The 20614-nt window shown below is 41.3% G+C and carries 15 protein-coding genes; 8 read left to right on the top strand and 7 right to left on the bottom strand.

Annotated features, from left to right (window positions below; genetic code table 11):
- Positions 1-30: 30 nt before the first annotated feature.
- Entirely contained in the window at positions 31-2466 is a 2436-nt protein-coding gene (locus KXJ59_RS10190; RefSeq protein ID WP_295204142.1) for an outer membrane beta-barrel family protein, read from the bottom strand.
- Positions 2467-2644: 178 nt separating this feature from the next.
- Between KXJ59_RS10190 and KXJ59_RS10185 the strand changes: the two genes are divergently transcribed.
- From KXJ59_RS10185 to KXJ59_RS10160, 5 genes are all read left to right on the top strand, one after another.
- Entirely contained in the window at positions 2645-3565 is a 921-nt protein-coding gene (locus KXJ59_RS10185) for a hypothetical protein (protein ID WP_295204139.1), read from the top strand.
- 109 nt (positions 3566-3674) lie between these two features.
- The gene (locus KXJ59_RS10180; protein WP_295204137.1) at positions 3675-4883 is read left to right on the top strand and encodes a glycosyltransferase family 1 protein; all 1209 of its coding nucleotides are present in this window, start codon (positions 3675-3677) and stop codon (positions 4881-4883) included.
- Positions 4880-5899, top strand: coding sequence for a lysylphosphatidylglycerol synthase transmembrane domain-containing protein (locus tag KXJ59_RS10175; RefSeq protein WP_295204134.1), 1020 nt, complete (start codon positions 4880-4882; stop codon positions 5897-5899). The genes KXJ59_RS10180 and KXJ59_RS10175 overlap by 4 nt, the downstream gene beginning before the upstream one ends.
- Entirely contained in the window at positions 5874-7103 is a 1230-nt protein-coding gene (locus tag KXJ59_RS10170; RefSeq protein WP_363265968.1) for a glycosyltransferase family 4 protein, read from the top strand. Before KXJ59_RS10175 ends, KXJ59_RS10170 begins: the two co-directional genes overlap by 26 nt.
- A 1213-nt stretch (positions 7104-8316) precedes the next feature.
- Positions 8317-9117 carry a hypothetical protein gene (locus KXJ59_RS10160; RefSeq protein ID WP_295204128.1) on the top strand — a complete coding sequence of 267 codons (801 nt, stop codon included), beginning with the start codon at positions 8317-8319 and terminating at the stop codon, positions 9115-9117.
- A gap of 204 nt (positions 9118-9321) precedes the next feature.
- On the opposite strand, the gene KXJ59_RS10155 is transcribed toward KXJ59_RS10160, so the two are convergent.
- Together KXJ59_RS10155 and KXJ59_RS10150 are read right to left on the bottom strand one after the other, a co-directional pair.
- The gene (locus KXJ59_RS10155) at positions 9322-9855 is read right to left on the bottom strand and encodes a hypothetical protein (protein ID WP_295204125.1); all 534 of its coding nucleotides are present in this window, start codon (positions 9853-9855) and stop codon (positions 9322-9324) included.
- A 444-nt stretch (positions 9856-10299) separates the two neighbouring features.
- Positions 10300-10968 carry a DUF3800 domain-containing protein gene (locus KXJ59_RS10150; protein ID WP_295204122.1) on the bottom strand — a complete coding sequence of 223 codons (669 nt, stop codon included), beginning with the start codon at positions 10966-10968 and terminating at the stop codon, positions 10300-10302.
- A gap of 398 nt (positions 10969-11366) precedes the next feature.
- Between KXJ59_RS10150 and KXJ59_RS10145 the strand changes: the two genes are divergently transcribed.
- Both KXJ59_RS10145 and KXJ59_RS10140 read left to right on the top strand, forming a co-directional pair.
- Positions 11367-12353 (top strand): glycosyltransferase, encoded by a 987-nt coding sequence (locus tag KXJ59_RS10145; RefSeq protein ID WP_295204120.1) that lies wholly within the window; start codon positions 11367-11369, stop codon positions 12351-12353.
- Complete coding sequence (locus KXJ59_RS10140; protein ID WP_295204115.1) at positions 12328-12729, top strand: septal ring lytic transglycosylase RlpA family protein; 402 nt, start codon at positions 12328-12330, stop codon at positions 12727-12729. Before KXJ59_RS10145 ends, KXJ59_RS10140 begins: the two co-directional genes overlap by 26 nt.
- Before the next feature lie 94 nt (positions 12730-12823).
- Here KXJ59_RS10140 and KXJ59_RS10135 read toward each other — a convergent pair whose 3' ends face one another.
- The 4 genes from KXJ59_RS10135 to KXJ59_RS10120 all read right to left on the bottom strand — a co-directional run bounded on the left by KXJ59_RS10135 (position 12824) and on the right by KXJ59_RS10120 (position 19089).
- Positions 12824-13984, bottom strand: a complete 1161-nt coding sequence (locus KXJ59_RS10135; protein ID WP_295204112.1) for a PQQ-dependent sugar dehydrogenase — start codon at positions 13982-13984, stop codon at positions 12824-12826.
- A gap of 114 nt (positions 13985-14098) precedes the next feature.
- Positions 14099-15472 carry a hypothetical protein gene (locus KXJ59_RS10130; RefSeq protein WP_295204110.1) on the bottom strand — a complete coding sequence of 458 codons (1374 nt, stop codon included), beginning with the start codon at positions 15470-15472 and terminating at the stop codon, positions 14099-14101.
- Between the two features lie 11 nt (positions 15473-15483).
- Positions 15484-18141, bottom strand: coding sequence for a DNA gyrase subunit A (gene gyrA / locus KXJ59_RS10125; RefSeq protein WP_295204108.1), 2658 nt, complete (start codon positions 18139-18141; stop codon positions 15484-15486).
- Between the two features lie 219 nt (positions 18142-18360).
- Complete coding sequence (locus KXJ59_RS10120; RefSeq protein ID WP_295204105.1) at positions 18361-19089, bottom strand: head GIN domain-containing protein; 729 nt, start codon at positions 19087-19089, stop codon at positions 18361-18363.
- A gap of 163 nt (positions 19090-19252) precedes the next feature.
- Here KXJ59_RS10120 and KXJ59_RS10115 point away from each other — a divergent pair, with 163 nt between their 5' ends.
- The gene (locus KXJ59_RS10115; RefSeq protein ID WP_295204102.1) at positions 19253-20563 is read left to right on the top strand and encodes a saccharopine dehydrogenase C-terminal domain-containing protein; all 1311 of its coding nucleotides are present in this window, start codon (positions 19253-19255) and stop codon (positions 20561-20563) included.
- The last annotated feature ends 51 nt before the right edge of the window (positions 20564-20614 follow it).

Genomic DNA, 20614 nt, shown 5'->3' with positions numbered 1-20614 from the left:
ACATCCTACAACAGCTATCATACATGTCTTTTATCCCCCAATCCTGCTGGCTTCCTCCGATGCACTGCCGGAGCTGCGTTTATTGGTTTTGAAAGATTTACCAAACCTGTAATTAAAAGTGAGGTTCAGGATACTGTTTTCCCATCTGCTGTTGATAGTGGCATCAATGGTAGAATAACGGGCCGTACCATTGAAACGCTGGAGTTTAAAAGGATCGCGGTAGTTGAGGGTAATTTTCCCCTGGTTTTTCAATACCGATTTTGATACCGCTACCGTAAACATACCCATGCTTTTAAAAACCATCACACCATCTACACCACGGGTATTATAAAAACCATTCAGCTCGGCATCCCATCCCTTGCCTAATTTTGTTTGTATGGCTCCATTGAAGTTGCCGGAATTAACACTCAGGTTAATCAATGTATCATTTACAATACCCTTGAAACGATTGTTGAAAATATTGGCATTCAAACTAAGGGTCATCCACTTGTTGATGGCTTTATAGAAATTAACAGCCAATCCATACTGCTTACGTGAAGCAATATTTTTTCTTACGAGGAATGTCTCTTTGGTCGTTTCATTCTGTTCAATCACTTCCGAAATCACACCGCTGGTAGCTGAATAATTCAATGTACTGGTGAGCATACCTGCATAAGTATGACTCAGCTCAATATTGTTACTAAACTGCGGCTGTAAATAGGGATTGCCTTTCTGATAAGTGTATTTATCAACAATAAAAACAAAAGGATTGAGGTTCCTGTATTGTGGACGCATGATACGTCTGCCGAAATTGGCAGTGAACATATTTTTTTCATTCAGGTTATAACTCAGGTAAAGGGTAGGGAAGAGCTGACCATAAGTATTCTTGAACTGAATATTACTCGTAACCTGATCGCCCCTGGCATCGGTATACTCATAACGCAAACCCGCCTGTAATGATAGTTTGGTACTCAATGGGGTATTCAGACTCATATAAGCCGCATATACATTTTCCTTGTAGATAAAATAATTAGAGCGGGTAATATCTGTAACACGGTTGCCATTGATAATACTGTCGAAACGCATATTGTTATCGCTGGTTACAAAACTCAGTTTGGCACCCGCTTCAAATTTTCCTTTGTTTTTTAAGGGCTGTGCATAATCGAGTTTGGCCGCATATACATCAAAACCGGAAGGAAGATCACCAACCAGACTATCGGCCTTGCCAATGATATTTCCGCTGGCATTATACACACTGTTGATGAAACGCTGGCGATGTTTGTCTTTATAGCTGATATAATCTGCATCAAAACTAAGTTCCCTGCCGGTAGAATCGAACTGGTGTCGGAAATTGAAATTGCTGCTATAGTTGGTAACATTCGGTGTCATGAATGTATTGCCATAGGTTGTAGACTGCAGGTTGCCATTACCATCTGTGAGCAGACTGGTACTGTTATTGTTAAATTCCATTTTAGTGCCAAAACCGTTCAGCGTAAGTGCCGCAGATGTTCTTTTGGAGAAAGTATAATCAATACCTATTTTACCTGAATGCGAATTGCGGTTATCGGGCATATAAGCACGCTGATCAAAACTACCGGTAATGTTTTTTGTAACAGGATTGATAAAATTACGCAGGATACTGAACTGCTGATAAGCTTCGCGGTAACTGTAATTATAATTACCAAAAAGGTTCAGCTTATTGATGCGGTAATTGAGGTTGGTGCCGATACTGGCTTTGGGATATACACCCTGTGCATACGAAGTATTGATATTACCATTAAACCCTTTGGTTTTTATTTTTTTAGTGCGGATATTGATCACCCCCGAATTACCCGATGCATCAAAACGGGCAGGTGGATTGGTCATAATTTCAATCTGGTCGAGCTGGTTGGCATTCATGCCCTTCAGCATATTGGCGAGGTCTTCACTGCCCTTATAAGTAGGCCGGCCATCAATTAAAACAATTACACCCTGCTTTCCTTTCAGACTGATATTACCCTCTCTGTCAACGCTTACGCCGGGTGATTTCTCCAGTACTTCCAGCGCGGTATTGCCGGCATTGGAAGGAGAAGCGTCTACATTCACCACCATTTTATCTGCTTTCATTTCCAGGAAAGGTTTTCTGCTGCTCACGGTTACTTCACCCAGTGTATTCACAGCAGGCGCTATTGTAATGGAGCCAAGAGAGACATCGGCCTTATCGGAAGAAACGACAATAACAGGAGAGAAGTAAGGCTGGTAACCAATACTGTTAACGGCAATCCTGTAGGAGCCGAAAGCGATATTGTCAAAAGTAAAAAGGCCGTTTTTATCAGATACAGCCACTTTAACCAGACCTGAGTCTTTGGCTTTTAACAAACTAATAGAAGCACTTTCAATAGCTTTACCACTAAAAGAGAGTGAACCTGATAATTTACCATTGGTTTGTGCAATGGCCTGAAGGGTCATTGCTATCAGTAAGCTTGCAAGCACTATAATTTTTTTCATGTAGGTTGAATATTTAGTCTGATACTGCCACAAAACTGCTCATCAATCGGTAAGTATTCAATCGCATAAATATGTATGTCGTGACGAACGGTTGTTGAATGAGATAAGTGGATCAGGAATTGTTTCGTAAATTAAGGAACAGGCAATACACAAATCAATCACTCCTAAATCATCCTTTATGCGTTCAATACATTATGGTTGTAAGGGTATTTTACTGTTTGTTGTTCTTGTATGCGCCCATACAGTGAGCAGTACAGCTAATCCATCCAATGACAAACCCTTTGTTTTAATGGGCAGTACACCGGGTGATTCGTTGATAAAAACCATGCTCTCGATACCCCCACAAACAGCCATTGATTTTATGAAGTGGAACCTGGTATTTGAGCAGCACAATGTATTTGTACTGGATATTGTTTTTGGGGTATCTCAACCCAATACATTGGGTTTTAAAGAAGGGGGCACAAAAAAAAACATCAGGGGTAAGTATATGGTTACAGGAAATGGGCATAACAAGTATGCGAAAGAAATATACCAGTTAAAGTCAAACGATGGTCAGGTGAGTCTATCGCTGGTAAAAATCAGCGAGCATAGTTTTCACCTGTTAACACCGGATGGTAACTTGCTCATAGGTAATGGTGGCTGGAGTTATGCTTTGAACAGAAAGGATCCAGTGGGGGGTAATGAGACACTTATACTTACTGCAGCGTTAAAAGCAAATAGTACACAGGTAATTTACGACGGCAGAACACCCTGTAAGGAGATTGCAGCCGAGCATCCTGAAATGAAAGTAAGTGCGGCCTGTTTCAAACTCAAATGGCAGCTTATTCTTAACAGGGATGCCGTAACCTATCAACCCACCAGTTTTTCGATCCGCAAAATAATCGATGGAAAGGCGCAACATGTAACCGGGAAATGGATCATCCGAAAAGGAACAGGTACAAGAGCCGGACAAACGATTTATACCATTGAACCAGATAAACCCGGTGCATCTATATCCTTTCTGGTGGCCGATGATAATATCCTGTTTTTTCTCAACAAGGATGATCAACCTTATATCGGTAATGCAGATTTCAGTTTTGTATTGAACAGGAAGAGCTGATTTATTGGGTTTACCAATCGTATTTTTCAAAAAAATGAAATACTGCAAAAATCACATAATCATCACTTTTTAGTAACATAAAGATTACAGGAGGCGGTTACATTGGAGAATGATTTCTGATACCGCTGTCATCCGACTTGTTTTTTTTACAGATATACTCATTGAAGACTTCGATGGAGCCAGCAGAACCATGTTTCAGTTGATCCGACGAATCCCATCTACAAAATTTAAAGTATTATTTATCTGTGGAACAGGACCCGAACAGCTTTTCGGATTTGAAGTAATTCGGTTGCCTGCCATGCGGTTGCCTGTTAACCGCGACTATAAAATTGCACTTCCATGGCTTTCAAAAGAAAAGATCAGAAGAAAAATGGATGCTTTCAGGCCACAGGTTATTCATATTGCAACCCCTTCTTTGCTTGGGCAGTTTGCCTTACAGTATGCACAAAAACATAAAGTGCCGGTGGTAACAATGTACCATACCCATTTCATTTCGTATATCGACTATTATTTGCGGTACGCACCTTTTCTGATACAATTAGTAAGGGCCAGGGCCTCACGTGCACATAGAACATTTTACAATGGATGCAACAAAGTGTATATCCCATCAGAAACCATTGCAGCAGAATTAATAAATATGGGGGTAGAAGCCGAAAAATGCAGTATCTGGAAAAGAGGAATCGACACGACTCAATTTACACCCGCCAAACGCGATATTGCCTATATCAGGTCGCTTACCGGTAACTGGAAACCCAATATTCTTTTTGTGAGCCGACTGGTATGGGAAAAAAACCTGCAAACATTGATTCACATTTATAAGATTGCAGAACGACAGGGGTCGCCGTATAATTTTATTATTGCCGGCGACGGTATTGCAGCCAAAGCCTGTAAAGAAGAAATGAAAAATGCTTTTTTCATGGGTAAACTTTCTCATGATGCACTTTCCCGTCTTTATGCTTCATCAGATATTTTCCTCTTTCCTTCCGTATCGGAAACCTTTGGTAATGTAGTGGCCGAAGCTATGGCATCAGGCTTACCCTGCGTAATTGCCAATGGTGGCGGATCAAGGGATTTTATTCAAGACGGGATCAATGGTTTTGTAAGTCAGCCCTTTCATACCCTCGAATACATCCAGAAAATAGAAATCATTCTCTCTAATCATAGTCTCCGATCTGCAATGAGTCAGGCCGCTGTTCATGCAACCCGTTTGTTGAACTGGAATCAGCTTGTACAAAGGTACCTGACCGACCTGACTTCACTTGTTGCCCAGTACCAACAGCCCATGCATCAGGAACCATTATTACCTGCCAGATCATGAAAAAATCAGTAAAGATTGCATTGCTTGTCTTGATGCTGATACTTCTTGTGCTATTTGTGCGCGAAATAAAAGTATATGCTATCCTCAACTCTTTACATCAGATAGGCTGGCTGGGTTTTCTTTCGCTGTTGGCAGTAACCGGTATCGCCTACTGGATGGCCACACTGGCTTGGAAAGCCTGTTTACCAGCTCATTTTAAATCCATAACGCTGTACCGTCTCTTTCTTATACGGCATGTGGGTGAAATAATAGCATTGATTAATCCTACCAGTATTGTGGGTGGTGAAACAGCCAAAATGATACTGATCGAACAACAATACAATATCCCCAAACCCGCTGCTGCCAGTTCAATACTAATTGCAAGAATTGTTCTTATTTATACCCAGTTGATTTGCTTTTTTGCAGCAGTAGTTTTTTTATTGGTGCAGGGAATCCGTTTCCCATTACTGATGCAGCAACTGCTTTGGGGATTAACGATCTTTCTCTTATTGACCGTGGTTGTATCAGGGTTCTTCATCCGTAAAAACCCTGGTAGCAAGGCACTGGTATTACCCCCACATGAGCAAAACTGGTGGGTACGATACGGTATAAAACTGCAGCAGGTTTGGACGCAGTCTATCCGTTTTTTTACAGAACAGCCCAAAGCCATTTTCTATTCCAGTTTGTATGCCCTATTGCATTGGGTGTTTGGCGGACTTGAATTTTATATCATACTTCAGCTATTGCAATACAATGTTTCGATAGCGTCAGCACTAATGATTGATCTCGGGGTAGTATTTTTTAAAACAGCAGGTGCATTTGTACCCGGACAGGTAGGCGTGGAGGAACTGGGTAATAAAATGATGCTGGCATCAATTGAAATTACCGATCCGGAAATATGGATCACAGCTTCCTTATTACGAAGGGGGCGACAAATTTGCTGGATAGTATTGGGTATTCTCTTTTATATAATGGTTCGAAAAAAAATAACAGACGCTAAAATCCTGCCAGATGGAAGTATTATTCGTGAGTCATAAACATCCACCCGCAACAGGTGGTATGGAAAAACAGAGTTATGAATTGGTAAAAGGCATGCACCAGTATGCCCGGGTACATACTTTAATTTATACAGGGAAGGGCAGTAAGCTATTATTCTTTTTGTCGCTCGAAAGAAAAATCAGGCTTATCTGTAAAAAAAATCCGGGAATCAGTGTGGTACATTTTAATGATGGCTTACTCGCTGCTGTTTGTTTATGGCATAGAAGCTATTCACATCTTGCAAGGGTAATTACGCTGCATGGACTGGATGTGGTTTTCCCCAACAGGATTTACCAACGATATATATTACCGGCATTCAATGCTTATGATAGCATCATTGCAGTAAGTGAAGCTACCGCCGAAGCCTGTATTGAAAGAGGGATTGATGCCACCAAACTCAGTGTTATTCATAATGGGGTAGACCATACACTCGCCGATTTTTCAAGCAAATATTCACGTGCTGATTTTTTTAAAGAAAGATGGGGCATCGACGCAGCACAAAAAAAAATATTACTCTTGCTTGGAAGACCAGTAAAACGTAAAGGATTCTCCTGGTTCATTGAACAGGTATTACCGCACCTGAAAGGCGATGTACTGGTACTTGTTGCAGGACCTTTTCAACCCAAAAGCATGTCAGGTATCATTATACGAATGCTGCCGGGCAGACTCAGAAAATCAATCGAACTCTTGCTGGGTTGGCCTTCTGATTCACATGCTTTGAAAAGATTGCTTGAGGATGAAGTATTCGCCAGACATGTGCAACACCTGGGTCGCCTTGCATTTACAGATCTACAGGAACTGTGGACTCATAGCGATGCCTTTCTGGTACCCAATATTGAAGTAGAAGGCGATATGGAAGGATTTGGGCTGGTATGTCTGGAAGCTGCTTTAAGCGGGGCTACTGTTTTTGCTTCTGCAAGTGGTGGTATAAAACAGGCTATACGGCATGGCGTAAACGGATTATTATTGCCGGCAGGTGATGCCGTTACCTGGGCAGGATCTTTAAATGCTTATTTCAGTAAACAACCACTTGTAAAAGAAAAACTGGGCAATGCCAGGTCATTTACGATTTGCCAGTATGGCTGGGGACGCATGGTCTATGCTTACTACAGCCATTTTGTCGAACTTGGCTTTGTTCAGCAGAAAAGTCTTCAGCGAAACCAACTCATCAGTATTGATCAGGTCAACCCCGCACTCCAATAATGCTGCCCACACTTTTTCTTTTTCAGGAGAAGCCCATAGTCTTACTTTTTTTCCTTGTTCATGTGCTTTGTTTACATAGTCCAATAGTTTTTTCTTTTCTTCTGTAGGCATTTCACCATCGCCATTCCAGTTGAACAAGGAACGATAATTTGAACTGGCAATAGGGCAGGTGTTGATAGTGAACTTACTTGTTTCAATTTTTTTAAGGTCTTCATCAATAAACGCCAGTCTTTTCTGCTCACCCCGGATACCTGAAAATGGTTTACTGCCCGATAAAACAATAGTTACCTGTTTTTTTATGAGTTGTCCGTTTTCATAACTTGTTAAAATAGACTCATATTTTTTCAGCAGGCGTTTGAGTGCACGGTAAGTGTTTTCGCCACTAAGTTTAATATCGATCATTAAAGTAACGGGTTCTTCATAACCGGGGTATATATATCCACGGTTTTTGACAATATGTTCATATATCGGACGCAGGTACAAACTCTCCAGTGTTTTACCCTGGCGGAAAAAAGGGAAAAGATGCGCCACCACAAATTCATCACCTACTTTAAAAATATCTACTTCTATATAGGTGTAACCATTATCAAGGGCATCGAAAAGCGGACGCTTGTGCCAGTAATCATTATGTGCATAAGCCTGACTCAATGGAACCAGTGCATTTGCATTTGTTTTTACTGCTGCCTGAGCAACGGGGCCCGGGGAAGAATCTTGTCCCTGTACAGCAATTTGCTGACAGGAAAACAAAAGTATAGACAATACAAACCCTATAAATCTTATGATTACAGTTTGGATGGTCATGATCAACAGGTTAGTTATGTAAAACTATCCTGCCGACATAAACTGATTGTGAAATAGCGATAAAGGAATTATTACTGCTGTATGAAGAAATAATGAAGTAAAGCTTGTTACACAATATCTAAAAGAGATGAAAACGCTCTAAGTATTTAACCTGTGCTCGAAAGGTGAGGGAGAACCTATTTATCCCTTTTACTAACCGCTATGAACAACAGTATTTTACTGGTTAGTTCTTAATAAGTGCTGAAGGCTTTAACCATGGTCTGTCGCATAGCTATCCCATAGCTGTCGCAATACTGTCGCATTGCAGACGCACATTTTACAGGATATGCGACAACTATGCCGGAAAATTAACTCGCAAATGGCTTGGATATATGCAAATTATTACATATCTTAAAAACAAAAATACAAGCATATGCCAACCTTAAAAGGCCCCATTCAGTTCACCGGTACCCTTGATGAACTTATTGCCTATAAAACGAAGCACAGCGACAAGATTATTGTGCGCCGAAAACCTTTTATTTCAAAAGATGCGTATAAAAAAGCACCTCAGTATGCGGCCATGCGACAGAACAGTGCTGAATTCACGGGTGCTGCCTATGCCGGGAAAATGGTGAGAATGGCATTGGGGCCATTGATGCAGCTGGCCGACTATAACATGACACCAGCGCTCAATAGTTTCTGTAGAGCCATTCAACAACGTGATACATGGGGCAAACGGGGGCAAAGAGCCATCTGTTTTTCTACACACAAGGAAGCTTTTGGTTCTTTGGTTTTTACGAAACAATACCATTTTGACTCGATTTTTAAGCAAAGACCGGTGGCTGAACTGTTGAGGGAAAAAGCGGAACTGCATATTCAATTGAACGAGTTAGTGCCGGGGTTTAATTTTTACCAGCCCTGGAACAAAGCGTATTTCAGGATCATCGGCTGTATGGGTGCCATTGAAGATTTACATTTTACAGACAAAGGATACGATAAACGACACCAGCAAACGCTGCTGCCAAATGCAACTGTGTACAGCGACTGGATGCCGTCGGGCAAAAAAGTAAATGCGCATAGTATGATGATCAGGCTACCAAACCCCGAATTACTGCAACAGGAAACAACAAGCTTATTGGGAGCCATCGGGATACAGATGGGACAAGCTGGTTTGTTTGGTGAAATTAATCCGGTCAAATATGCTTCTACGGCCAGGATACTCGCTGCATGCTGAAATAAGGCCGGTTCATCAATCGTATAACTGATTGCCAGCTATATATTATTATATGTATAACATTATCAGTGAGTTATACGATCAGCCAAGTCTATTTCGAAAACTAATAATTTTCCTATAATTAACATTATGTTAAATAGAGCACAGCGAAATACGAGTAAAAAAGAAAACGGCCAACGCTTCTGTTTTTTATTGGTGCGAGTATTAGGGAGTTTTTTGTTTCTGCATGGAATCAAGCTGTTTCTGAATGGAGTGAATTTTCACCATTAGATAGACTTCTTTTAAGCTGTCAGATTGCAATCGCAATGTTTGTTGGTTATCTTGCTTTCTCTGTAAGTTAAAAGATTGATACTGATAATAACAGCTAAGACCGATTATTACGCACGTAATAATTAGAGACCATTTTTGTATAGTGTTTGTTTTTATAACAGACCTATTCGTATCAATAATAGATTGTATCTGATCTTTATTTATCTTTTTTAACTTTTCTTCCTCTTCAAATCTTGCCTTGTATCCTCCTCTTCTTATAAAATCTCTCCCATGGGCAGTTAAATCGTATATTCCTTGTTTATTACGCCTTTCTACTAAAAAACCGTCGGCAATGAATTGGTCTATTGCTATTGTTCTTGGGTCAAGGTTAATCTCAATAACTTGGCGGGGGTCTCTGGCTATAAAATTTGTATTTAAAAACTCAGGTATTATTTTATCACATTCAGCCAAATGATCTCGATACTCCATCGTAGTTAGTTTTACTCCAATATACACCAGTTGCTCGCTACTCTCGCTTCCCTATTCCTTTTTTTTCTTTCTACTTTTCTGCTCACATCGGGGCTTTTGTATCGCTACGCTAAAAAATACAAAAGCCCCTACACAGAGGCTACCGAAGTAACATAATATTGAGTTATAATTGTTTTTCAATGGTCTGTCTATTTCTGCGCACGAACGCACGATTGGGGGTCGGTTATTGTGTGGATGAGATTGCCGTTATAACCCAAGGCAGAGTGTACTTCACATCAAGCGAAGTGTCAAATATTTTTAACTAAAAAACTGAAAATAATATTTGAAATACAGAAAATATTTTTAGTTTTGTTGTACTGCCGGGTTTGGCCACATGCCTCTATCGGGTAGTAAAAATCAAAATTATTTGAGCCTCGGTTTGTAACCGGGGCTTTTCTTTTTTACTTATACATAAGCGCTCGAAACAAGCGAACTAAATCGATCGAATAATACATCGAGGTTATATTTTTTCGCTGCTCCTTTTGGATACATTTTTTTATACAACAAAAATGCAATCACATCCACTGTCTGTATAAAATAAGAACTCTTTGAACTGCGGTGCGAAAAGTCTTCAACGATATACTGCAGCGATTTATCTCTGCGTAAATTTCTCAACAAATATCTTAAGGTTGTTTCATTGCCTTCGTCAGCAATTACCATTCCTCTCTCCTGTTGTTGTTGTAAATATTCATGGTATTTTATCAATAATTTCTGCCAGGCAGCTTCGCTGATGGTTTTATTGCTACAGTAGGATGCTTTATCAAGATGAATAGTAATCAATGACCCTGTAGGAAATATTTCTGTTAAACAATTCGCATAAGCGGCTAGAATATTGATGCGCTGTTTTTTTGTGATGCTTTTATACGTCTCTTGTTTTTTGATCCTGATGAGGTCTGTTGCATGAATTTCGGTATGTAAACCTATTCCGTATAATTGTTGTACTTGTTTCCTGAATTGTTTTAGACGCAATAAATGCTGTTCCCATTCCGCATGATGAATAACCAAGGCTGCCAGAATATAATGTTCCGATGAACCCTCGCTAATGCCAGGATCGCCACTTTCATCAACATACATCAAATACATTTTTTACTGAAAATAAGATGTGTATTCTTTGCATCCAACGCCATCCAATAAATATGCGGGGAATACAGCATCTTTATCCGTATTTATACCTGATGCAACAACATGGTTATCGATCAGATTAATAACTTGTTCATTATTGAAAATGAAAAAGCCGCTCAAAAGTGGCTTCAAAAAAATAAGGCTGTTCAGTTAAAACGCCTGCCAAATTAATGGCTGACCAGCTTTTTCCCCTGCCTTATCAATACCTGAGTCGTGTACGCAAAGCACAAACTGTCCATCTGATAAGGTGTTTGAAGAATAAAAAAACACACTATATCTATCCAAATCCGACATCAGACATCCTACATCCTACATCTGAGATCTGCCCTCCCTTCCGTATTTTTACACCCATGCATATTCTTATCGTCAACAACACACCCATCCCTGCTTTAAAATATGGCGGCACCGAACGTGTGATCTGGTGGTTGGGTAAGGCATTGGTGAAAGCAGGACATAAGGTTTCTTATCTCGTACCTGCAGGCTCCAGTTGTTCATTTGCAGACGTATATCCTTTTAACCCTTCTCTCCCTTTTAATACCCAGGTACCAGCCAATAAAGGTATTGACCTTATTCACCTCAATCATACGGTGAATGAAACGCCTTTGCTGCCTTCTGTTATGACTTTACACGGTAACCTGAACGAACAGTTTCCGCTGCCGCTTAACACCATATTTGTATCGCGTAACCATGCCGAACGTTTCTGTTCCGATTCGTTTGTACACAATGGTATTGATCCGGATGATTATGGTGATCCTGCCCTCTCCCGCTCCCGTTCCTATATTCATTTCCTGGGTGATGCTGCCTGGCGCATTAAAAATGTACAGGGTGCCATTAACGTGTCGCGAAATGCAGGGCTGTCTTTACATGTAATCGGAGGTCATCGTTTTAATTTCAACCAGGGAATACGGCTTACGTTTGATCGTCATGTACATTTTCATGGCATGAAAGGTGGTGAAGAGAAAAATGAAATACTGCGTGGCTCAAAAGCTTTTTTATTTCCTGTTCGCTGGCATGAACCTTTTGGACTGGCACTGATTGAAAGTCTTTATTTCGGTTGCCCTGTTTTTGGAACGCCTTATGGGTCGCTGCCAGAAATTGTGCAGGCTGATATTGGTTTTTTATCCGCGAAATCAACCGAACTGGTAGATGCTTTAGCGCATATAGATGCTTATCAACCCCGGTATTGCCACGACTATGCTATGGCTTATTTTTCTTCTGCTATTATGATGCGGTCTTATCTTTCGAAATATGAAAAAGTATTAAACGGATATACTTTAAATACCCATCCCCCCGTTTTGAAAGAAATACAATATGAAAAATTCCTTCCGTTTGAATAGTAACAGATGGCATATAGTCAAGCGTTTCTGCTTTGTAATAGCTGTTATTCTCATTGGCTCAGGCTGTTCGAGAAAGATAACAGAATCGGGTATGGCTTCTTTCTATGGTGCTGGTGATGGGTATAATGGGAGAAAAACAGCCAACGGCGAAACTTTTAACAAGAACAAACTTACCGCAGCACATAAAACATTACCCTTTGGTACCATTGTGAAAGTGAAGAACCTGGGTAATGGACAAACCGTTAAAGTTCGTATCAACGATCGTGGCCCCTTTGTAAAAGGCCGTATCATTGACCTTAGCGAAAAAGCGGCAAAAAAAATAAACATGCGCCAGCAGGGTGTGGCGGAGGTTACACTTAAATACCGGAAGAAATGATGTATGATGTCAGATGGCAGATGGCAGATTTTTTTTAGGAAATTGTCTACAAAAATAAAATCAGACATCTGACATCAGCCATCTGACATCCTCTCTATTCTGCTGTTACTTTTATAATCCTCCCCGGGCCTTCAACAGCTACATAGATATTGCCATCGGGGCCTTGTTTTACATTGCGTACTCGACCGATGCCTTCGAGTATTTTTTCTTCACTTACAATTTTATCTCCCTCTACCACTGCCCTGCTTACATGACTGAATTTTAATGAGCCGGTGAGTAAACTTCCCTTCCAGCTTTTAAAATTATTGCTGGTGATCAGCGCAAGACCACTGGGTGCAATCGATGGATCCCAATATTTGGCGGGGTTGGTTATGCCGGGTGCTGTTGGACTGGCCGACACGGCCACGCCATCGTAGTTCTTGCCATAACATACCAGGGGCCAGCCATAGTTTTTTCCTTTTTCTACCAGGTTAATTTCATCACCTCCCATGGGACCATGTTCGTTTTCCCAGATGCGGTTGGTCAATGGATCGAAAATCATTCCCTGTGGGTTGCGGTGTCCATAGGAATAGATGGTTGTAGCACTTGTATTACCGGGTAAAATGGGGTTATCGGCTGGTATGGCGCCGGCATCCGTCATACGATGTACTTTACCCCAATCGCTTTTGGTATTCTGTGCATTCTGGTTGCTGCTGCCTGCACCACCATAACTGGTGGAGCCTCCCTCTCCTATACTCAGGTATAACATACCTGCATTGTCGAAAACAATACGGCTTCCATAATGTCCGTACCAGGTATTGGCAGTTGTACTGGTGAAAATATTTTCGGCACCGGTAATGGCATTGCCATTGAGTTTAAATCTTGTTAGGCGCAGCAGGCTTCCACCGCCGGCATTATTCATGGCATACGATATATATATCCACCCATTGCTGGCATAGGAAGGATGTACTTTTATATCGAGTAATCCACCCTGTCCGCTGGTATTAATACCTGCAGGTACACCTGTGAGTTCCTGGGTAATGCCTGTACTGGTATAGCGGTAAATACGTCCGCGTTTTTCGGTAAACAGGAGGTCGCCATTGGGAAGAAAATCCATGCCCCAGATGATTTCATGGTTATTCACCAATACGGTTGTCTTCAGGTTAGGTGTACCGGCTACGGGTGTTTCGGTTTTGGTATCGGCCGATCCTTTACAGGAACCCAGTACAATAACAAAGCTGAGTACAGGTATGAGTGTTTGTAATTTGGGTAGCATAAGAAGGAATAAAAATGGTTGGCAAAATAGCGTCTATAAATATACTGATAGTTTTCAGCAACAAAAAAGCTCCGTTATTTTTAACGGAGCTTTGATGATTATTTCAGAAAGTGATTAGAATTTACTGTGTAAGGCATCGAATTCTTTAAACTTGGCTTCATATTTATCAAATGCAGCATTGTCTTTACCCCTTACTTTATCGCGTTTATAGCTGTATAAATTGGCCAGCCAGTCAACCGATTTGTTGATGACGCTTCTTTCATTATTGGTTCTGGTGGCTTTGTCTTTTAATAAAATATAGGCTTTTTCTAACCATTCTACAGCCTGGTCTACTTCTTTTGCAATGGGTGCTTCGAGTGCGGCATTGGCTTTGAGGTATGGCTCAGTTTCTGCTTTTACTTTGGCCTCGGCTGCTGCTTTCTTCTTTGGATCTTTTTCTATTGGTTTCTCTGAATTAATACGCTGTACAGTTCTGATATTGTCGCGCACTTTATCATCCAGTTCACCAAAATTATTATAGTGTATCACCCCTGTATTGAAGGCTGCAATGGCATTCTTTTCATTTTTTGCATAGGCTTTCTTGAAAGCTTCGAGGGCTTTGCTGTTATACATGGCAGCCGTGGTACTGTCGAGGTCATCTTTCATTTTAGCATTGGCAAATGCACTTCCGTACTGGATGTATTTATTTTCAGTAAGTGTGCCGGCTGCTTCTTCTTTTGCATACAGGTCTGTTTTTGCTTTCAGGTCGTATGTGTCAATGAAATCCATTTCATAGCTTTCCCATTCTTCATTGAAGGCAGGAAATACTTCTCTGGATAGTCCAAGGTATTTGTAGAACTGGGCTTCGTCTTTTTTACCGCGTGTATAATAATCAACCAGAAAACGGTATACATCTACATAGTTGGTATCGTTTACTTTATTATCAGCAATTTTTTTGTAGTATAAAGATGCTTTTTCGAGTTCTTTTGCATTTTGAAAACAGATAGCCGCATACAGGATAGAAGTAGTATCCATCGGTATGGTATTACTTGTCCATTTATTGGCAATAATCTGATCAATGTATTTAATACCGTTTACAAATGACTGACCTGCATTGGCCCAGTCTTTCTGTTCGAATCTTTTACTGCCCTGGGCAATAAACGAGGTATACATATCGAAATAGGAACTAATACCGTCATTGGCTATGGCCACTGCATAAGTTGGGTCAAGCTCTTCATACTTTCTCAGTGCGGCTTCTGCTTCTGCTTCTGCATTGGCGAATTTGGCATTGAGTTGCTGGTTCTTGAAAATCGCAGCATAAATCCTGCCCTTCCACATATAGGTTTCGGCTTTCACCGGTGTTTTGGGGTCTGCGATTAATTTGTCGATTTCTGTTTTCGCATCTTCTATTCTGCCTAATAAAACAGCATTTTTTACTTTTTTATAATCCTGTGCAGTTGCAATCTGCAGTGACATGGCAAAGATGGAAAGCAATAAAAGCTTCTTCATAACGGGAGGTTTTATTCTTGGTTTTCGTTTGAGTTGGTTTCGTTTGTATCGGGTGTTTGTTCACCGGCTGTTTCATCAGTAGCAGTTGTTTCTGCTGATTCAGCTACCGGTTCAATCAGCTCTTCTTCTTCTATCTGAGATATCGCTGCAATTTCATCCCCCTCATCAATACGAATCAGTTTTACACCCTGTGTGGCCCTGCCTGCTTCACGGATATCGATAATACCTGTTCGGATGGTAATTCCTGATTTGCATGTAATGATAAGATCTTCTTTTTCAGTTACATAGAGAATGCCGACTAAACTTCCTGTTTTATCGGTAACATTAATGGTTTTAACACCTTTACCACCTCTGTTGGTAATACGGTATTCATCGATGGCTGTTCTCTTGCCAAAACCTTTCTCGCTTACTACGAGTATGGTTCTGCTGGTATCTTCCTTATTTACACAGATCATGCCAATCACTTCATCTTTCTCATCTTCTACCTCAATACCTGCTACTCCGATGGCACCTCTTCCGGTAGCCCTTACTTTCTCTTCTTCAAAACGAATGGCCCTTCCGCTCTTCACTGCCAGCATAATTTCCGATTTACCATCGGTCATACGTGCTTCCAGTAATTCATCGCCTTCAATAATAGTAATGGCATTTACACCATTGGCCCTTGGGCGGCTGAAATCTTCCAGGGATGTTTTCTTGATGATTCCTTTCTTGGTACAAAGTACAATATAATGTTGCTGTACAAAATCTTTATCGGCCAGGTTCTTCACATCAATAATGGCTTTCACCTTATCATCACCGGGTAATTGTATCAGGTTCTGTATGGCCCTTCCCTTACTTTGTTTTTCACCTTCCGGTATTTCGTATACACGCATCCAGTAACAACGCCCTTTTTCGGTAAAGAACATCATGGTATCATGTGTAGAAGCTACAAAGAGGTGTTCCACATAATCTTCGTCTCTTGTTTTGGAACCTACAGCACCTCTTCCGCCTCTTCGCTGCTGGCGGTATTCTGTTGCTGAAGTACGTTTGATATAACCTAAGTGAGAAATGGTGATGACCACATCTTCTTCTTCAATCAGGTCTTCAATACGCATTTCATCTGCCAGGTATTGTATTTCACTTTTACGTGCATCGCCGAACAGTTCTTTTACTTCGAGCAGTTCTGAACGAATGAGTGCATAACGCAGTTCTTCGCTGGCCAATAAAGCTTTCAGGTCTTTGATGGTATTGATCAGGCCATTGAATTCTTCAATGATCTTATCACGCTCCATTCCTGTTAAACGTTGTAAACGCAGTTCCAGGATGGCTTTGGCCTGTGCCTCTGATAAACCTTCGACCTGTGTATACAATTCATTGGTAAGATCGCTGAACAGTTCCTGTTTGAGTAACCATTTGCCTTCTTTACTTTTCTGTATCAGGCTTTCTTTGGCTTCATCGGGTGTTCTGCTGGCACGGATGAGTCTGATTACTTCATCGAGGTGATCCAGTGCTTTTAAGTAGCCTTCTAAAATATGGGCCCGTTCTTCTGCTTTTCTGAGTTCAAATTTTGCGCGGCGAATCACCACTTCCATCCTGAAATCAATAAACTCCACGATCAGGTCGCGAAGGTTCATGATTTTTGGCTTACCCTTGGTCAGTGCCACATTATTGATACCATAACTGGTTTGCAATTCTGTGTATTTGTACAACTGGTTAATCACCACCTGTGCCACTGCATCACGTTTCAGGTCGAGAACAATACGGGTACCTTCACGTTTATTACTTTCATTGTTTACATGGGCAATGCCTTCAATGGTTTTATCTACCACGAGCTGACCAATACGGTCTGTTAACTGATCCCTGTTTACCTGGTAAGGTACTTCGGTAATCACAATCTGCTCACGTCCGCTGGCTTTGGTATCAACATGACATTTACCTCTTACCACTACTCTTCCGCGACCGGTTAATAATGCCTGTTTTACCCCTTCCATGCCATAGATAACACCTCCGGTAGGGAAATCGGGTGCTTTTACATAGGCAATCAGTTCTTCGCCGGTAATTTCTTTATTGTCGATATAGGCCACACATCCGTCTACCACTTCACTCAGGTTATGGGGCATCATATTGGTGGCCATACCTACGGCAATACCTGATGAGCCATTGATGAGCAATTGTGGGATACGGGATGGGAGTACCGTGGGTTCTTTGAGTGAGTCATCGAAATTGAGCTGAAAGTCTACTGTTTCTTTCTCAATATCATCCAGCATGGCTTCTGCTACTTTCTGTAAACGGGCTTCCGTATAACGCATGGCAGCGGGTGGATCTCCATCCTGGTTACCAAAGTTACCCTGGCCATCTACCAGTGTATAGCGCATCGTCCAGTCCTGCGCCATACGAACAAGGGTATCATAAATGGATGAATCACCATGCGGGTGGTATTTACCCATTACTTCCCCAACAATACGGGCCGATTTTTTATACGGTTTATTGCTGTTATTGCCCAGTTCATTCATGGCATACAGCACCCTGCGGTGTACAGGTTTAAAACCATCTCGTGCATCGGGTAAAGCTCGTCCAACGATTACCGACATCGAATAATCGATGTAAGCCGTTTTCATTTGTTCCTCGATATTGACCTGTATAATCCGATCGTTATCGCTAGTTTGTTCCGGTAACAGATTTTCTTCCATATTCGCTGATCTCGTACTGATTTTTTGAGTTCTTTCCGGCAGGTATAATGATCAAAATTTGCCGGTTGGCGAAGATAGTTTTTTTACGGGTGAAAAGGGGGTTAAAATGCTTGTTTTTTAAGGGGTTTTATCCACAAAACTGCATAAAAAAAGAACCCCGGAATCTATTGCTTTTTTGGCATTCGATCCGGGGCCGCTTCTATACCTAAAACGGTCTGTTTACAGTACTTTTCTTATATCGGAGCTACCACTTTTACTGGTTTTTGTTTCGGGGGGAGCACCTTTATAATGAATATCGCTTCCGCCACTGGCATGCGCATCAATCGACTTACTCACATTTACGTTTACGTCGCTTCCGCCAGACGAATGAACCTGACAGGTTTCACTGCTTAATTCATACGCATCTACATCACTTCCACCCGATGCATTGATCTTTAAATTGGTGGCCTTTCCTTTTAAGTCAGCATCGCTGCCACCACTGGCACTAATAGACAGGAGATTACAGGAGAAATTGCCTTTCAGGTCGGAACCTCCTGAAATATGCACTTTTAGCTCATTGGCCTTGATCATATCCTCACAAAACACATCTGAACCACCTGATGCATGCAGTTTATCCAGTGTTTTAACAGATACATAGGCTTTCAGTTTTTTATTACCCCAATTGTTTCCCCAGCTCCAGTTATTATTTTCTTTTTCATAGTAAATCTTCAACACACCATCTTCCACTTCCGTAATAATTTTATCCCTGTACTCCTCTTTTTCTGCACTAACAGCCACGGCTTCTTCGGCAGACTGGGTGAGGTAGAGGTCAATTCCATGCGATACCTGTATGGCATGGAAATTTTTCAGGTTTCTTTTCTGCGCATTGGCATCCCGGATGGTCTTTTGCGACCAGGCCTGTCCGCAGAGCAGGGAACAAGCCATCAATAAAGTGAATAGTTTTTTCATGCTGGTTTTTTCTTTTAAACGTAGATGACCGGGGAATGTTACAGTTGGGGGGAAAGTCCGAAAGACGGGGAGTCCGAAAGACCGGAAGACAGTTTGCTTCAACCATATCTACTTTCGGACTTTCCGACTTCCGGACTTCCCTGACTTTCTTTAGCTTGCGCCCATGTTAACTACCCAACATTTGCTGGTTTTTGGTGCAGGGAAATCTGCTACGGTATTGATTGATTACCTGAAAAAAATAGTAGCTGAGAAGCAATGGAAACTTACTGTAGCAGACGGTCATCTGGAGACGGTGCAGCAAAAATTAGGCAATGCTCCGGGTACAGCAGCGGTACAACTGGATATTCTGGATGCTGAAAAAAGAACGGCCCTTATAAAGCAATCTGATGTGGTCATTTCTTTAATGCCACCTTCACTGCACCTGCCCATTGCAGCAGATTGTCTCTCACTCGGAAAACATTTACTCACTGCCTCCTATGTGGATCCGAAAATCAGTGCCATGGCTGATGCCATTAAGGAAAAAGGCATTTTGTTTTTGTGTGAAATGGGATTGGATCCGGGTATCGATCATATGAGTGCCATGCAACTGATTCACCGGATTAAAAATGCAGGTGGACATATTCAATCCTTTCATTCTCATTGTGGTGGTCTGGTGGCACCCGAGAGTGACGATAATCCCTGGCATTATAAAATAAGCTGGAACCCGAGAAATGTAGTTTTGGCGGGTAAAGCCGGAGCTGTTTATCGGGAGAATGGAGCCGAGAAAAAAATTACGTATAGCCATTTATTTCAACAGGGTACAACAGTAGCTATTCCTTCATTGGGGTTGCTCTCCTATTACGCCAACCGCGACTCTTTGAGTTATATTGATGTATATGATTTACCCGATACAAAAGATTTTCTCAGAACCACAGTCAGACATCCTGATTTTTGTAAAGGATGGGCAGCGATTGTTGCCTTGCAATTAACGGATGAAACGGTGGTATATGATACGGATGGATTAACGGTACATGATTTTCTGCTGCAACATATACAGCATCATCAGCTTCAAGATTCTTTTAATGAACTGATGAATGATCAACTGATCCATACACAGTTTACCTTTCTGGGTTTGTTTAGCGATACACTTATCAATAAGGGACGATGCAGCGCCGCCGATATCCTGCAATGGCGGATGGAACAAAGCTGGGTATTAAAAAAAGAGGATAAGGATATGATTGTGATGTTGCATGAAATTACCTATTCTCAAAACGGGCAACAGCATGAAATAAAAAGCAGCCTGGTCGTAAAAGGCGAAGACCATCTTCGAACTGCTATGGCTAAAACGGTTGGCTTACCATTGGCGATGGCTGCGGTATTAATTGCCGAAGGGAAATTAAAAGAAAGAGGTCTCCATATTCCCATCATCCCTTCTATTTATGAACCTGTTCTGGCTATTTTAGGAAAAGAAGGAATTATTTTTCATGAAGGTTGATTTTTTGATCTTTGATTTTTTGAAGTATGATTGATCAACCCAAATCAAAAA

Source organism: Sediminibacterium sp., assembly GCF_019264485.1.
Classification (GTDB): domain Bacteria; phylum Bacteroidota; class Bacteroidia; order Chitinophagales; family Chitinophagaceae; genus Sediminibacterium.
Note: the sequence above shows the minus strand (reverse complement) of the source record. Positions and strands in the feature narration are given on the sequence as shown.

What these genes read in the sequence shown, in the direction of transcription:
- KXJ59_RS10190 (WP_295204142.1), bottom strand. Translation starts at nt 2,466, where the DNA reads ATGAAAAAAATTATAGTGCTTGCAAGCTTACTGATAGCAATGACCCTT.
- KXJ59_RS10185 (WP_295204139.1), top strand. Translation starts at nt 2,645, where the DNA reads ATGCGTTCAATACATTATGGTTGTAAGGGTATTTTACTGTTTGTTGTT.
- KXJ59_RS10180 (WP_295204137.1), top strand. Translation starts at nt 3,675, where the DNA reads ATGATTTCTGATACCGCTGTCATCCGACTTGTTTTTTTTACAGATATA.
- KXJ59_RS10175 (WP_295204134.1), top strand. Translation starts at nt 4,880, where the DNA reads ATGAAAAAATCAGTAAAGATTGCATTGCTTGTCTTGATGCTGATACTT.
- KXJ59_RS10170 (WP_363265968.1), top strand. Translation starts at nt 5,874, where the DNA reads ATGGAAGTATTATTCGTGAGTCATAAACATCCACCCGCAACAGGTGGT.
- KXJ59_RS10160 (WP_295204128.1), top strand. Translation starts at nt 8,317, where the DNA reads ATGCCAACCTTAAAAGGCCCCATTCAGTTCACCGGTACCCTTGATGAA.
- KXJ59_RS10155 (WP_295204125.1), bottom strand. Translation starts at nt 9,855, where the DNA reads ATGGAGTATCGAGATCATTTGGCTGAATGTGATAAAATAATACCTGAG.
- KXJ59_RS10150 (WP_295204122.1), bottom strand. Translation starts at nt 10,968, where the DNA reads ATGTATGTTGATGAAAGTGGCGATCCTGGCATTAGCGAGGGTTCATCG.
- KXJ59_RS10145 (WP_295204120.1), top strand. Translation starts at nt 11,367, where the DNA reads ATGCATATTCTTATCGTCAACAACACACCCATCCCTGCTTTAAAATAT.
- KXJ59_RS10140 (WP_295204115.1), top strand. Translation starts at nt 12,328, where the DNA reads ATGAAAAATTCCTTCCGTTTGAATAGTAACAGATGGCATATAGTCAAG.
- KXJ59_RS10135 (WP_295204112.1), bottom strand. Translation starts at nt 13,984, where the DNA reads ATGCTACCCAAATTACAAACACTCATACCTGTACTCAGCTTTGTTATT.
- KXJ59_RS10130 (WP_295204110.1), bottom strand. Translation starts at nt 15,472, where the DNA reads ATGAAGAAGCTTTTATTGCTTTCCATCTTTGCCATGTCACTGCAGATT.
- gyrA (WP_295204108.1), bottom strand. Translation starts at nt 18,141, where the DNA reads ATGGAAGAAAATCTGTTACCGGAACAAACTAGCGATAACGATCGGATT.
- KXJ59_RS10120 (WP_295204105.1), bottom strand. Translation starts at nt 19,089, where the DNA reads ATGAAAAAACTATTCACTTTATTGATGGCTTGTTCCCTGCTCTGCGGA.
- KXJ59_RS10115 (WP_295204102.1), top strand. Translation starts at nt 19,253, where the DNA reads ATGTTAACTACCCAACATTTGCTGGTTTTTGGTGCAGGGAAATCTGCT.